The sequence below is a fragment of the Chryseobacterium sp. SIMBA_028 genome, from assembly GCF_046535285.1.
Lineage (GTDB): Bacteria > Bacteroidota > Bacteroidia > Flavobacteriales > Weeksellaceae > Chryseobacterium.
In genome coordinates this window covers 80,687-93,581 of record NZ_JAWRWZ010000001.1, presented here as the reverse complement: position 1 = coordinate 93,581, position 12,895 = coordinate 80,687, and the positions used below count along the sequence as shown (strand labels likewise).

Sequence of the window (12,895 nt, the reverse complement as noted above, 5' to 3'; positions counted from 1 at the left end):
ATAATAAAAAAAGATTTTTAAAATTCTCGCAGATTTTGCAAATAATTTAATCATATTACTCTGCTCAATCCGCTAAATCTGCGAGAAGTAAATAGTTTTATCTCCAATAAAATCCTTGCGCCTTACAACATACAGTATCTAAAGCTTTTGCATCTTTGTGCAGCCAGCCCTTCTTACTTATTTTTATCATCCAGCCACACTACTTTCTGCTCTGGAAAATGTTCCTGGCCAATAATTTTGCTATATAATTCAGGTCTGCGCGCCTTAATATACCTATACCCTCCTGCCTGTGTGAGTTTTTCAGGAGTAATAACAGCTGTTTCAAAATGGTCTTCAAACGAACGGCATTCCGCAATGATGTCTCCAAAAGGATCAATAATCATGGAGCAGCCATTCTTAAGCTGATCATCATCCATTCCGATAGGATTTGAAAAAACTATATAAGCCCCATTGTCATAAGCTCTTGACGGAAGCCATTTCATCAACCAGTCTCTTCCTTTCATCCCATTAAATTCCAGACGTAAAGAGGTAGGGTCAGCAATTCTGTTTTCCCAAAGTTGGGGATCTACAAAGCCCGCTCCCGGTCTTGTAGAAGGGGTACACATGGTAACATGAGGCATGAATATAATATCAGCACCCAAAAGCTTGGTCGCCCTTACATTTTCAATAATATTGTTGTCATAGCAGATAAGAATTCCGCACTTCCATCCCAAAATATCAAATACACAGTATTCATTGCCAGGGGTAAGGTGTGGATTGATGAAAGGGTGGAGTTTTCTGTACTTCGCTTTTAATCCATTTTTATCTACACATACATAGGCTTTAAACAAATTATTTTGCTCATCCTTTTCAAAAAGACCTGCCAGTATTGTAATATTGTATTGGGTAGCAATTTGTTGTAGCTTTTGGATACTTTCTCCATCAGGAATAATTTCTGCAATATCGAGAAGCTGTTCTTTTGAAAGTTTTCGGGCAAAAGTATATCCTGTGATTGAACATTCATGGAAAGCAATGACATCTGATCCCTGAGAAGCAGCCTGTGCGGCCAGTTTTTCTATAACGGAGAGATTATATTCCTTATCTCCACTTTTGTTTTCAAATTGTGCTGTTGAAATTTTAATATTCATTGATTTTTTTCAGCAAAACTAAATGATAGCGTTGTCGAAAAATTGTATAAAACCGACATGAAAGTTATAACTCAATGAAATTAACTGCCATTTTATTTTCTTTTTTCACATATTGTCGGGGAGTAAGCCCAATATTATTTTTGAACTCCCTGATCATATGAGACTGGTCAGAATATCCTGCATGGTAAGAAAGAATAGTCATATTCTTATCCTCGATTCCTTTATTCATAAGGCTTAAAAAATAGTGCAGCCTAATAATATTACTGTATTTTTTGGGTGTCATTCCCATATAATTCTCAAATTTCCTCTCAAGATGCCGCTCAGAATAACCTGAAAATATTTCCAAATCTTTTGATGAAGAAGAACCTTTATTTTGCAGAATGTGTTGCTGTACAGCCGTTATAAAATGGAAATCAGAACCTATTTCTGCAGAAAGAAAGGTGGTGAAAAACATATTCAGATCATGAATAACCGACAATGGATTTGCTTTATTAAAAAGACTTTCCTGATAAGGATGTAATTTATTTTTTAGAACATCTTCCACAGAAATTATCTGATTCCGAACTTCTTTTGCAGAAACTTTCAGAAGAATATTTAAGAAATACGGTTGAAAAACTACTGCAATCAAAGAAAATATTCCTTTTGAATAAAAATCTTTATAGCTATTTAATCCACCATAAAAAAAAGAAAGCGGCATACGTTCCTCTGAAAGATGAGAATGCAGATTCATATTACCGGATAAAATAAGCCCGGTACTTCCGTCTGTGAATAACCTTACATTTTTTATAGCGTCTTCAGAGTTGTTCAAAAAGATATAATGTCTGATGAAAGGTGCCAGATGTTTTGGAGGTGAAATCTGCATATTCAAATGTACATAAAACTTATCATTCTAAATATCCTAAGACATGTAAAATTAGATGTTAAAATTCTCTTGCAGATCAAACCTATTGCACAAATAATTGTGAAAAAAATTGTAAAATCGGCGAGAAAAAACTGCATTAATTTATCTCTGGTAAAATCTTTGCATCCCCTTACATCTTTGCTTTTTTCTAGCAAATATCCATTAATTATTTAAAAGGCATCTATTCCAGATACCCTATTTTATTCTCTTTTGGTCAGGTATTTGAATAGTTTACTAAATATTATTCTTCATTCTGTTGAATATATGAATACCAATCACTTAAAATATTATAGTATGTCAACACAAAATCTTACCCATCTCGAAGCGATCAAAAAGATCAAAGAGCTTTCAGAAAAAGCCCGAATATGTATGTTCTGTACAGAATTGGAAACTTCTCCTATCAATTCAAGACCAATGACCCTGCAGGAAACAGATGATAGCGGAAATCTCTGGTTCATCAGCAGTGGAACCAGCAATAAGAATTTTGAAATAAAAGAAGACCGCAGAGTACAGTTGTTTTTTATGAATAATGGCGACTCCCAATACCTTTCGGTGTACGGAGAAGCCTCTGTTTATAAGGATAAAGCTACCATAGAAGAAAAATGGTCTCCTCTGGCCAAGGCTTGGTTTGACGGAAAAGATGATCCCAATGTTACCATTATCCGTGTAGAACCTAAAGAAACCTATTATTGGGATACCAAAGCAGGAAAACTGGTCAGTTTATTTAGTTTTGTTGCTTCAGCGATAATAGGACATAAAACCAATAATTCTGATGGTGTAGAGGGAAATGCAATAATTTAGAAAATTCAAAATAAACAATAAATGCTCTCGCAGATTTTACAGATTTTGAAAAGATCCGCACAATCTGTAAAATCTGTGAGAAATAAAAAAACGGCTCAAGAAATTGAGCCGTTTATACAAGATTAATAATATTAATTTTTCACATCTTCCATAGACGCTCCAAAATTAATATGAAGAACATTGCCATTAGGGGTTACTAATGCAGGTACAGATTTTACACCAGCCCTTTCAGCATCCTCAATTTTGTTTTTGTTATTTCCTAAATGGATAATTTCAACATTTTCTAAACCTATAAGGTTAACAATGTCATGTTCTGCGCTGATACATACAGGACACCCTGCATGATAAAAAATGGATTTTTTCATAAGTAAGATTGTATTAATGAATAAGGGTTTTCATAATATTTTTTAATTCCTCTGTTTCTTTTTCAGTAAGAGGTTTTAGCGGGCTTCTTAAATTACCTCCATCTTCACCCAGAATATTAAGACCTGATTTCACAGCTCTTGGTAACCCTTTATTAACAATAAATTTTAAAAGGTCAAACTGTTGATAGAAAATTGTTTTTGCCTTTTCAAGATTACCTTCCTCAACTGCATTATATAGGCCTATATTAAGTTCAGGAATAAGATTGGGTGCAGCTGTACACCACCCTCTTGCTCCCGCAGAAAATGCAGCTAAAGCTAAAGGATTTGAACCGTTATAGAACGCTACCTCTTCTCCTAATTCCCTTCTCAGATAATGCATCCTTTGAATATCTCCTGTACTTTCTTTGATCATAGTTACATTAGGAATTTCAAGCAGTCTCTTCAACAAAGCCGGTGACATGTCTACTCCACTTGTTGCGGGATTATTGTACGCCATAATCGGAATGGAAATTTTACCGGCTACCGCATCATAATGCGCTACAATTTCATCATCTGTAAGCTTCCAGTAGCTCATCGGAATAATCATTACTGCATCAGCTCCCGCTTTCTCAGCAAACTGAGCGTGGTGAATTGTTTTCTCTGTTGTAAGATTGGAAACTCCAACAAGAGTCGGGATTCTTCCTTTTACCTGCTGTAAGGTAGCTTCTGTAACTTCCTCTTTCTCCTCATCAGACAAATAAGGCATTACTCCTGTGCTGCCCAATGGAGCAATTCCATGACTTCCGGAAATGATCAGCCTTTCTACCAAATGTTTGAAAAGAGGTATATCTACTTTTTCATTTTTATCAAAAGGGGTGATAGGATATGCTATAATTCCCTTAAATGGTACGTTTTTCATAATTTTTTTATTTAAAATAAAATTTGTTCTGTTCTACGTTGTTTTAAAGAAACCATTAAGAGGATATTAAGACGAACTTAGTTTAATATGAATGAACTAATGAATGATAAATTTATTAAGCTTATACTCTTAATATCCCTTAATGGTAGAAGATTAAAGGTCTCTTCCCTCTTCCTCCCTTAGCGCAACTCCCAGATTTTGAAGCTGAGGGGCATTTTCACAGGCAATATATTTAGCAGGTTCGGTATCACTAAGGTTTTGATGCTTATGCCAAGCCCAAGAAGGAATATAAACGGCATCTCCTGCTTCCCAATAAACGCGTTCATCCTCTACTTCTGTCCAGCCTTTTCCCTCAAGTACAAACAATACAGTTTCATAGGTATGACGGTGTCTGTTTGTTTGTTGCCCTGGAAGTAACCCTCCAATGGTCATGCTTACATTTTTGCTGGGAAGATCCACAAAGAACACGGGATGTTTTCTTTCCGTTGAAAACTGATTGTGTTCTCCTGCATTCTCTACATTTTTATGAATTAAATTAGCAGGCTTTACATACTTTGGTCTTGCAAATGTTTCGTGAAAGTCTTTTGAACTGAATTCTTTTTTGTCCATGATTTTAAAAATTTAATGTTCTGTGCTTTATTGCATGACAAAATTATCTTATATTTGGACTAGTCAAATGACTCAGTTTTAATATAAATAAATAGTCCAGATGCTACGACCTTGGAAATTAGAATTTGAAATCGATAGGAAACTTGATAAAGCAGTGTATTTACAAATTGCAGATACCATTATTACAGATATCCGATCCGGAAGGCTGAAATCCGGAGATGCACTTCCTGGCAGTCGAAATATGGCTGCAATGCTGAAAATCAATAGAAATACAGTAGTAGAAGCCTACCAGGTTTTAATGAATGAAGAATGGGTTATTTCCAAAGAAAGGAAAGGAATTTTTGTATCTGATAAAATACCGGTGCTGCATTCAAAAAGCATGAACAGGGTTTCAGAAACTGAATATCAACCCATGGCAGCTAATGGAATGTTAATTAGTTTTGATGATGGGCATCCGGATAGTAAAATCGCTCCTGTTACAGAGCTGGCAAGAGCGTACAGGCAGATTTTCAGCATCAAAGCAAAATGGCAGATGATGGGGTATGGAGACGAGCATGGAGATATTGAGTTCCGAAAAATGATTTCAAAAATGCTGAACCATCAACGCGGAATGCAGATTCAGGAAAATGAAATATCCATTACAAGAGGAAGTCAGATGGCCATGTTTCTTACCGCTCAAAGCCTCCTAACCTCAGGTGATGGTGTGATGGTGGAAAATCCTGGCTATCAACCTGCCTGGCAAGCTTTTGAATATACTGGTGCTACTCTATTACCCGTACCTGTGGATGAAGAAGGGATTGATATTGAAACCGTTGAAAAGCTCCTTACCCAACACAAAAATATAAAGGCAATCTACATAACACCTCACCGGCAATATCCTACAACGGTTACCTTAAGCTTATCGAGAAGGCTGAAGCTGATAGAGCTTTCTAATAAGCATAATATCACAATTATTGAGGATGATTATGATAATGAATTTCATTTTGGATACCGCCCTATCTTACCCCTTTCAAGCTTTCCTGAACTCAACAATTATGTATATATAGGAACGCTGAGTAAAGTAGTGGCACCTGCTTTAAGAATTGGCTATTTAGCGACTAAAAATCAGGATTTATTAAATAAAATAGGAAATTTAAGGAAGATCATTGATGTACATGGAGATGTCATTATGGAACAGGCCGTATTACAGTTAATTAAGGACGGAGCCGTAAAAAAGCACATTAAAAAAGCGACTGTTCATTATAAGAATAAAAGGGATTTTGTGTACAGTCTTTTGAAAAAGTATATGAAAGATGTTGCCGACTTTACCTTGCCTGAAGGTGGGCTTGCATTCTGGATCGCACCTAAAACAATAATGGATTGGGATATTGTTACTTCTTTATTATTGGAAAAGAATATTAAAATCATTCATCCGAAACAATATAGCAGGGATAATGTAAATGGATTCAGGTTGAGCTATGGCTCACTCTCAGAAGATCAATTGGAGCAAAGCATTGTAACCATTTCCGAAGTTTTCACTAAGTTATCTGTTTAAGGTTGTGTGCAATGATTTTAATCTGTTGTAAAATTAAATGCTATAGAAACTCTTAAAAAATTCTCGCAGATTTAGCGGATTGTGCAGAGTAATACAATTAAATTATCTGCGTTATCTGCTAAATCTGCGAGAAGAGTAAAAAATCTTTACTTGTAAGCCTAAAGATATCTATTCTACCTCAAAAACTGCCTGAATTTCAACCGAAGAATTAACAGGGATAGATGATGCTCCAAATGTAGCTCTTGCATGTTTTCCTTTCTCTCCAAATACTTCAACAGCCAGATCCGAAGCAATATTCATAAGGTCTGCATGCTTGGTATAATCATCCTTGGTATTGAAAATTCCTGTAAGTTGTACACATTGCTTTACTCTTCTCAAATCTCCACCAACAGCTTCATTAAGAACTGACAGTACATTCAGCATGGTAACTTTTGTAGCATCCTTTACCTGTTGTTCGTTGACGTCTATTCCCAATTTTCCGGCGTTAAATATTTTCCCATCCTTTAGGGCAACCTGATTGATGAATACAAGATTTCCGGAACGTACAAACGGCTGGTAGTTTCCTGCAGGCTTAGGAACCTGAGGAAGAACAATGTTTTTTTGTTTTAAAACCTCATTAAAGTTCTGATGATTTTCAACAATAGATGTATTCTTTTTAGGACGAGTATCTTTCAGGGCCAAAGCTACTTTTGCAAAGTTCTTCCCTTGAAGTTCTGCCAAATGACGTTCTCCTTTTGTAGGTCGTTCAACATCCTTTAGAGAAGCCATCGTCGTAATTCCCAATACACTATTTCCCTGTGGAATTGCTTTATTAAGTTCTTCAGTCCCTCGAATTCCGTTGGATACCAAAACCATTCCGTGTACTGCAAGGCTGTTCCAAAAAGCCTGAAGGGCAAGTTCTTTTCCTGCTCCGCTTCCTGCTGACATAAATACCGTTGCAGGAACACCCTCTAGCCCATGATTGGTCCATATTTGTACGGTTTTAGATAAGAATTCACTCATCCCAGTGCTTATATTTCCGAAATAAACTGGGGAACCAAAGGCTATTCCGTCATAATGGGTAAGTTCATCCACTGTTACTACCGGAAGTCCTTTCAGATTCGGGTTTTGTGATGCCTTAACCAATTTAATGGATGAAACAGCATTGTTTTCGCTTTCAATTCCTTTGGCGATTTCTTTAGCCAATTCATAGGTTCCACCATTATCCGAGTGGATAAGTACAAGTACGTTAGCTTTATTCTGTGCCATCATGTAGGTAGTGCTTAATAGTAAAGTTAAAATAAAAAAAGAACATAGTTTTTTCATTCTGAATAGGATATAAATTAATAATACAAAATTAGTATTGGCGTTTTTATTAAATTTGCCAAAAAATATATACAAAACGACAGTATGAAATGTGGACTGATTGAAAAAACGGAAAGCCAGTTTGTAGATACCATTGAAAAAGAAGCTTATGTATGGTGTGAAAAAGACTGGAAGCATGATGACTACGAACATATTCACAACCGTGCACAGCTTACCTTTGTAGAGGATGGCTATCAGTATTTTCATATTGATCAGAAAATTTATCTTGTTCCCCAACATCATGTGATTTGGGTTCCATCGGGAAAAGCACATAAAATTACCTCAGAAGCAAAAACGGTCAATCTGATGGTATTTTTATTCAAATCTGTCTTTGATGAAGATTTTTATCAGAATGTTCAGGTCTTTGCAGCTCCTCCTGTCTTGAAAGAAATGCTATTGTATGCTTCAAAATGGAATCAGTCATTAGAAAATAACGAAGAACAAGATATTTTTTTTAAAGCTATTTTAAAAAGTCTTCCCAATTTCTATAAGGAAAGCAGTGGACTGGAAATTCCTGTTCCGGGAGATGCACGGCTTATTCCCGTTTGCAATGACATTAATGCCAATTTTAAGTATAATCTGGATATAGATTCCCTGGCTGAAAAGGCAACCATGTCAGTACGAACTCTTCAGCGTATTTTTAAAAGTGAAACAGGAATTACCCTTCAGAAATATCTTCAGCTGACCAGAATTTTAAAAAGCATTGAATTAATAGACACCCAGCAGTACACCTTGAGTGAAATTGCTTATAAAGTGGGCTATCAAAGCCTTTCTGCTTTTACAACGTCCTATTTTGCTGTTATGAAAGCTAAACCTAGAATCAATAAAGGCTAAGGATTTATATTAAATATTTTAGGCAGCTTCTTTCCGGTTGGGAGCGGAAAGAAGCTGCCTATTATTGAATCATGAAGTGTAAAAGTAATTTACTTTGCAAACTTCTTAGTACCAGCTACACACAGAATAACACCAATCGTTACCCCCAGCATTCCTATGCTTACCTGCTCATGAAGAAGATATGCTGCCAGAGTAAGTCCGAAAAAAGGTTGTAACAACTGAAGTTGTCCCACCGTGGTAATTCCTCCCTGAGCTAATCCTTTATACCAAAATATAAATCCAATAAACATACTGAATAAAGAGATGTAGCCCAATCCAAACCAGCCTTTAAAGCTTACTGTTTCAAGATGAGATGGAAAATAAATAAAAAATAACGGAAGCATGATAGGCAAAGATAAAACTAAGGCCCATGAGATGACCTGCCATCCACCTAATGTTTTAGAAAGCTTAGCTCCTTCTGCATAACCCAATCCACATAAAATTACGGCCAGAAGCATAAGGAGGTCTCCAATGGGAGAAGCTGAAATTCCTTGAGAAAATGCATAGCCAATCACCAAAAGACTGCCGATTATTGAAAACAACCAGAATACCGGATGTGGTCTTTCTCCCCCACGAAAAACCCCAAAAATAGCCGTAGCCAACGGTAACATCCCCAAAAATACAATGGAGTGTGCAGAAGTGAGATATTGTAACGCCAATGAAGAAAGCAAAGGAAACCCTATTACACATCCTATAGCCACCAATACTAAAGAAAATATCTGGTTTTTCGCAGGGCGTTTTTCTTTATAAATTAATAAAACAGAAAGTGCCAATATTCCCGCTATCACAGCACGGGCAATAGTCACAAATATTGGATCCATTTCCATCACGGCAAGTTTGGTAGCAGGCATTGAGCCGCTAAAAAGCAATACCCCTATGAAACCATTGATCCAACCGCTTACAGCCTGGTCTTTTGAAATTGTATCTGTCATCATTTTAATAAGTCTTTAATTAATAGGTCAAAATTAGAGAGGATAATTTGATAAACACAGTATCAGTTTTGTATATTTGCATGAGCACAGTTTAAAAAGATGAGCAAAGAATTTTTATATACAGAAATAGCAGATGGTATTGCTGCACAGATCAAAAGTGGTGTTTTAAAGGCAGGAGACAAGCTTCCGTCAGTAAGAATGCTTTGCAGTGAGCATCAGGTAAGCATGAATACAGCAAAACGTGTTTTTCTGGAGCTTGAATCGTTGTCTCTCGTAGAATCAAAGCCACAATCTGGTTACTTTGTGAGCCAATTATTATCTTTAAAACTTCCGTTATCTGCAGTAAGCCGTCCATCTTTAATGGCAAACAATGACGAACCGGATGAACTCATCAGTAAAGTATATGAAAATATGGGAAAGAAAGACATTACCTTTTTTTCCATCGGAATTCCGTCTGGAGATCTATTGCCACAGGCCAAACTGAAAAAGGAGATTGTACATGCCATAAGAGAATTAAAAGATGGCGGAACAGAATATGAGGAGCTTCAGGGAAACCTTAAACTAAGGAGAATGATTGCCGTACGCTCATTACAATGGGGAGGAAATCTTAGTGAAAATGATCTGATTACTACCAACGGCGGAATGAATGCACTATCTTTCTGCTTAATGGCTCTTGGAAAACCCGGAGATACCATTGCCATTGAAAGTCCATGTTATCCGGGAATATTACAGCTGGCGAATGGATTAGGACTAAAGGTACTGGAACTTCCTACTCACCCCACCACCGGAATAGAAATAGATGCATTAAAGAAATTACTTCCAAAGATTGATCTGTGCCTGTTGATTCCTAATTTTAATTCCCCTTTAGGAAGCTGTATGCCGGATGAAAATAAGAAAGAAGTGGTGAAGCTTCTGTCTGAAAATAATATTCCTCTGATTGAAGATGATGTATATGGTGATCTTTACTTTGGTTCTACTCGTCCCAAGTGTTGTAAATCCTTTGATAAAGATGGAAACGTATTGTATTGCAGCTCTATTTCAAAAACATTGGCACCCGGATATCGTGTAGGCTGGATTGCTCCCGGAAAATATAAGGATAAAATTTTAAAGCTAAAACTGCTGCATTCTACGTCCTCTATTTCCATTGTAAATGAAGCAGTAGCCAATTTTCTAAAATCCGGCAGATATGAAAAACATCTTCAACAGCTTCGAAAAACACTGCAAAATAACTATCAGAACTATGTACAAACCATCGCTGAATTCTTTCCTGAAGGAACGAAAACCAGCCGTCCACAGGGAGGGTTATCTCTATGGGTAGAATTTGATAAAAAGGTACGCACTACTGAACTCTATGATTTAGCGATCAAGCAGAATATAAGTATTGCTCCCGGAAGAATGTTTACCTTTCAGGAGCAGTTTGAAAACTGTATGAGACTCTGTATCGGTCTTCCGTGGTCAGAAGAAACACAGGCAAAGCTCAGACAGGTAGGAAATCTTGCCAAAAGGATCTAATCCCTATTTGTTATCCGGAATAAAGTTCTTTCTTGCCAGCTCCTTTCTTACACGACTTAAACTCTCGGGAGTAATCCCTAAATAGGATGCGATCATCCATTGAGGAACCCTAAGAAGTAAATCCGGATACATTTTAATGAACTTCATATATCTTTCTTCAGCAGTCTCGCCTAAAAGAGAATTGATTCTGTTTTGAAGACTTCTGATATGCTTCTGAAGGAGAAAATCACTTCTTTCAATGCTGTTTGGAAATTGCTCTACTAGCTTATTGAAGAAATCAGGATGCAGAAACAATATCTCTGAATCTTCCACAGCCTCAATATAGTAGTTGGATTTTTCATTAAAATAAAGACTGCTTCGGTCAGAGATCAGCCAGCTTTCGGGAGCAAACTGTATAATGTGTTCTTTCCCGTTCTTATCAATGGAATACATTTTTAGAAGGCCCTTTTCTACAAAGAATATATGCCTGCATATTTCGCCATACTGAAGAAGAAACTGATTTTTAGGAATCTTCTTTACTTCATAGTGCAGACTACAGGCGTTCACATTTTGAAGAGGAACATTTAAGACTTTAGCTAAATAATTATTAATATTCTTCATTATACAATTTGGCTTAAAGAAATATCTTCATGCGAAGCGCTGGTGACGGGCTTTCCGTTCTCTATGACAATGAGTTGAGGGCTTTCATGTCTTATCTCAAGATCTGCAGCAATTTTATTTGAAATAGCCCTGTAAGCCAATAAATCCAAATAATACAGTTCTATTTTTTGATCAGAGTTTTCCACCTCCTTTTCAAAGTTTTTCAAAACAGTTCTACTGATAAAGCAGCTTGTTGAATGCTTGAAAATAGCTATTTTATGTTGGTAAGAATGTTCAATGGCTTGTGCCAGGTCTTCTTCAGACTCTATCTTTTTCCAAAAAGATTTTTGATCAGGTGCTTCACTTTTTCCACCGAATATTTTATCAAAAAAACTCATACATTAAATTGTTTTAAATGATGATTAAGATGTTTATATTCTAAAAATTCCCAGTCTTTTTCAGTCATATTCCCGAATAATCTGTGGCTTTTAGGCAGTTTTTTGTTTTCACAGGCTGTCCGAAATTCCTCCAGTGTTTTCAGCAGATTGGTTTTTGATTCATCAAAATCACATTCAAAATTAACGATTAGTTTTTGAAAAGTAGGCATGTTTCTGGGAATTCCGTTATTGAGAACATACATTTCCATTTTAGTAAAGATTCCTATTGTCTCGTAAAGAATATTAATTTTTGGAAGTTCAATTTTCCGTAAAGAGACCTGAAGGACTAGGTCACAATGTTTTAGCATCTGGCCAACATTCATCTTCCCCCATTTTCTTGGAGTATTTTCAGATAATCTGGAAATTCTTTCTATAATTTCCTCAAAGTATATTGGATTATTAAGAGTCTTTTTTACCAACCTTTTTCTTTCTTCAAATTTTCAATATGTGCAAAGTGATGGTCACAATGCCAGACATACATAGCAAGGCTTTCTCTAAGATCATAGTTTTTATGATGCTCAGGATGATGAAAGGTTCTCTCAAATTGTTTATTGGTAAGACTCTTAAGAAGCACTGTCCATCGTTGATGAGTCCCTTTCAATATTCTCATGGCCGGTTTTATAGGCATATGAAAGCTGTCCTGAAGCTCTGCCCATTTGGCTTCATCATACGGCTTTATCGTTGGATTATCTTCCGTTAATGCAAGCTTAAAACGAATAAAACTGTTCATATGACTGTCTGAAAGATGATTCACAAGCTGCCTTACCGTCCATCCTCCCTCTCTGTAAGGGGTATCCAGCTGTTCATCTGTAAAATGCTCAATAAGGTTCTTCAACCTTCCTGGAAAGTCCTTTATCACCTTGATATAGGTATCCAGAGTAGTGTCACAGATATTTTCCGGAACTTCAAACTCTCCTATCGGAAATTTCTTATTCTCTAAATCATTCATTTTTATTCAAGTTTTTAATTTTTATATTATCAAT

Annotated in this window: 15 protein-coding genes; 4 read left to right on the top strand and 11 right to left on the bottom strand. The window is 36.3% G+C overall.

The window, feature by feature from the left end; genetic code table 11:
- Nucleotides 1–173: 173 nt before the first annotated feature.
- Both SCA31_RS00440 and SCA31_RS00435 read right to left on the bottom strand, forming a co-directional pair.
- Nucleotides 174–1,127, bottom strand: a complete 954-nt coding sequence (locus SCA31_RS00440) for a nitrilase family protein (protein ID WP_410694785.1) — start codon at nucleotides 1,125–1,127, stop codon at nucleotides 174–176.
- 64 nt (nucleotides 1,128–1,191) lie between these two features.
- Nucleotides 1,192–1,989, bottom strand: a complete 798-nt coding sequence (locus SCA31_RS00435) for a helix-turn-helix domain-containing protein (RefSeq protein WP_410694784.1) — start codon at nucleotides 1,987–1,989, stop codon at nucleotides 1,192–1,194.
- A gap of 333 nt (nucleotides 1,990–2,322) precedes the next feature.
- Here SCA31_RS00435 and SCA31_RS00430 point away from each other — a divergent pair, with 333 nt between their 5' ends.
- On the top strand, nucleotides 2,323–2,829 hold the full coding sequence (locus tag SCA31_RS00430; RefSeq protein WP_410694783.1) for a pyridoxamine 5'-phosphate oxidase family protein: 507 nt from the start codon (nucleotides 2,323–2,325) through the stop codon (nucleotides 2,827–2,829).
- A gap of 131 nt (nucleotides 2,830–2,960) precedes the next feature.
- On the opposite strand, the gene SCA31_RS00425 is transcribed toward SCA31_RS00430, so the two are convergent.
- The 3 genes from SCA31_RS00425 to SCA31_RS00415 form a co-directional block, all read right to left on the bottom strand.
- Nucleotides 2,961–3,194 (bottom strand): thioredoxin family protein, encoded by a 234-nt coding sequence (locus tag SCA31_RS00425; protein ID WP_410694782.1) that lies wholly within the window; start codon nucleotides 3,192–3,194, stop codon nucleotides 2,961–2,963.
- A gap of 13 nt (nucleotides 3,195–3,207) precedes the next feature.
- The gene (locus tag SCA31_RS00420; RefSeq protein WP_410694781.1) at nucleotides 3,208–4,092 is read right to left on the bottom strand and encodes a dihydrodipicolinate synthase family protein; all 885 of its coding nucleotides are present in this window, start codon (nucleotides 4,090–4,092) and stop codon (nucleotides 3,208–3,210) included.
- Nucleotides 4,093–4,245: 153 nt separating this feature from the next.
- Complete coding sequence (locus tag SCA31_RS00415) at nucleotides 4,246–4,701, bottom strand: cupin domain-containing protein (RefSeq protein WP_410694780.1); 456 nt, start codon at nucleotides 4,699–4,701, stop codon at nucleotides 4,246–4,248.
- Between the two features lie 100 nt (nucleotides 4,702–4,801).
- Between SCA31_RS00415 and SCA31_RS00410 the strand changes: the two genes are divergently transcribed.
- Complete coding sequence (locus SCA31_RS00410) at nucleotides 4,802–6,235, top strand: PLP-dependent aminotransferase family protein (RefSeq protein ID WP_410694779.1); 1,434 nt, start codon at nucleotides 4,802–4,804, stop codon at nucleotides 6,233–6,235.
- Between the two features lie 168 nt (nucleotides 6,236–6,403).
- Here the strand turns inward: SCA31_RS00410 and SCA31_RS00405 are convergent, their stop codons facing one another.
- Nucleotides 6,404–7,540 carry an Atu1372/SO_1960 family protein gene (locus SCA31_RS00405; protein ID WP_410694778.1) on the bottom strand — a complete coding sequence of 379 codons (1,137 nt, stop codon included), beginning with the start codon at nucleotides 7,538–7,540 and terminating at the stop codon, nucleotides 6,404–6,406.
- Nucleotides 7,541–7,624: 84 nt separating this feature from the next.
- On the opposite strand from SCA31_RS00405, the gene SCA31_RS00400 reads away from it, so the two are divergent.
- Nucleotides 7,625–8,413 carry an AraC family transcriptional regulator gene (locus SCA31_RS00400; protein ID WP_410694777.1) on the top strand — a complete coding sequence of 263 codons (789 nt, stop codon included), beginning with the start codon at nucleotides 7,625–7,627 and terminating at the stop codon, nucleotides 8,411–8,413.
- Between the two features lie 89 nt (nucleotides 8,414–8,502).
- On the opposite strand, the gene SCA31_RS00395 is transcribed toward SCA31_RS00400, so the two are convergent.
- Nucleotides 8,503–9,387 (bottom strand): DMT family transporter, encoded by an 885-nt coding sequence (locus SCA31_RS00395; protein ID WP_410694776.1) that lies wholly within the window; start codon nucleotides 9,385–9,387, stop codon nucleotides 8,503–8,505.
- Between the two features lie 96 nt (nucleotides 9,388–9,483).
- Here SCA31_RS00395 and SCA31_RS00390 point away from each other — a divergent pair, with 96 nt between their 5' ends.
- The gene (locus SCA31_RS00390; protein WP_410694775.1) at nucleotides 9,484–10,896 is read left to right on the top strand and encodes a PLP-dependent aminotransferase family protein; all 1,413 of its coding nucleotides are present in this window, start codon (nucleotides 9,484–9,486) and stop codon (nucleotides 10,894–10,896) included.
- Nucleotides 10,897–10,899: 3 nt separating this feature from the next.
- On the opposite strand, the gene SCA31_RS00385 is transcribed toward SCA31_RS00390, so the two are convergent.
- The 4 genes from SCA31_RS00385 to SCA31_RS00370 are packed head-to-tail and all read right to left on the bottom strand — an operon-like array spanning nucleotide 10,900 to nucleotide 12,861.
- On the bottom strand, nucleotides 10,900–11,496 hold the full coding sequence (locus SCA31_RS00385; protein ID WP_410694774.1) for a Crp/Fnr family transcriptional regulator: 597 nt from the start codon (nucleotides 11,494–11,496) through the stop codon (nucleotides 10,900–10,902).
- A complete protein-coding gene (ytxJ, locus tag SCA31_RS00380; RefSeq protein WP_410694773.1) occupies nucleotides 11,496–11,873 on the bottom strand; it encodes a bacillithiol system redox-active protein YtxJ in 378 nt (125 codons plus the stop codon). Before ytxJ ends, SCA31_RS00385 begins: the two co-directional genes overlap by 1 nt.
- Complete coding sequence (locus tag SCA31_RS00375; RefSeq protein ID WP_410694772.1) at nucleotides 11,870–12,331, bottom strand: DUF1569 domain-containing protein; 462 nt, start codon at nucleotides 12,329–12,331, stop codon at nucleotides 11,870–11,872. The genes ytxJ and SCA31_RS00375 overlap by 4 nt, the downstream gene beginning before the upstream one ends.
- On the bottom strand, nucleotides 12,325–12,861 hold the full coding sequence (locus SCA31_RS00370; protein ID WP_410694770.1) for a YfiT family bacillithiol transferase: 537 nt from the start codon (nucleotides 12,859–12,861) through the stop codon (nucleotides 12,325–12,327). Before SCA31_RS00370 ends, SCA31_RS00375 begins: the two co-directional genes overlap by 7 nt.
- Nucleotides 12,862–12,895 lie beyond the last annotated feature (34 nt).

Excerpts from the sequence above, each read along its gene's own strand:
- ytxJ (WP_410694773.1), bottom strand. The coding sequence starts at position 11,873 with ATGAGTTTTTTTGATAAAATATTCGGTGGAAAAAGTGAAGCACCTGAT.
- SCA31_RS00385 (WP_410694774.1), bottom strand. The coding sequence starts at position 11,496 with ATGAAGAATATTAATAATTATTTAGCTAAAGTCTTAAATGTTCCTCTT.
- SCA31_RS00435 (WP_410694784.1), bottom strand. The coding sequence starts at position 1,989 with ATGCAGATTTCACCTCCAAAACATCTGGCACCTTTCATCAGACATTAT.
- SCA31_RS00415 (WP_410694780.1), bottom strand. The coding sequence starts at position 4,701 with ATGGACAAAAAAGAATTCAGTTCAAAAGACTTTCACGAAACATTTGCA.
- SCA31_RS00440 (WP_410694785.1), bottom strand. The coding sequence starts at position 1,127 with ATGAATATTAAAATTTCAACAGCACAATTTGAAAACAAAAGTGGAGAT.
- SCA31_RS00410 (WP_410694779.1), top strand. The coding sequence starts at position 4,802 with ATGCTACGACCTTGGAAATTAGAATTTGAAATCGATAGGAAACTTGAT.
- SCA31_RS00370 (WP_410694770.1), bottom strand. The coding sequence starts at position 12,861 with ATGAATGATTTAGAGAATAAGAAATTTCCGATAGGAGAGTTTGAAGTT.
- SCA31_RS00395 (WP_410694776.1), bottom strand. The coding sequence starts at position 9,387 with ATGATGACAGATACAATTTCAAAAGACCAGGCTGTAAGCGGTTGGATC.
- SCA31_RS00390 (WP_410694775.1), top strand. The coding sequence starts at position 9,484 with ATGAGCAAAGAATTTTTATATACAGAAATAGCAGATGGTATTGCTGCA.
- SCA31_RS00405 (WP_410694778.1), bottom strand. The coding sequence starts at position 7,540 with ATGAAAAAACTATGTTCTTTTTTTATTTTAACTTTACTATTAAGCACT.
- SCA31_RS00425 (WP_410694782.1), bottom strand. The coding sequence starts at position 3,194 with ATGAAAAAATCCATTTTTTATCATGCAGGGTGTCCTGTATGTATCAGC.
- SCA31_RS00400 (WP_410694777.1), top strand. The coding sequence starts at position 7,625 with ATGAAATGTGGACTGATTGAAAAAACGGAAAGCCAGTTTGTAGATACC.
- SCA31_RS00420 (WP_410694781.1), bottom strand. The coding sequence starts at position 4,092 with ATGAAAAACGTACCATTTAAGGGAATTATAGCATATCCTATCACCCCT.
- SCA31_RS00430 (WP_410694783.1), top strand. The coding sequence starts at position 2,323 with ATGTCAACACAAAATCTTACCCATCTCGAAGCGATCAAAAAGATCAAA.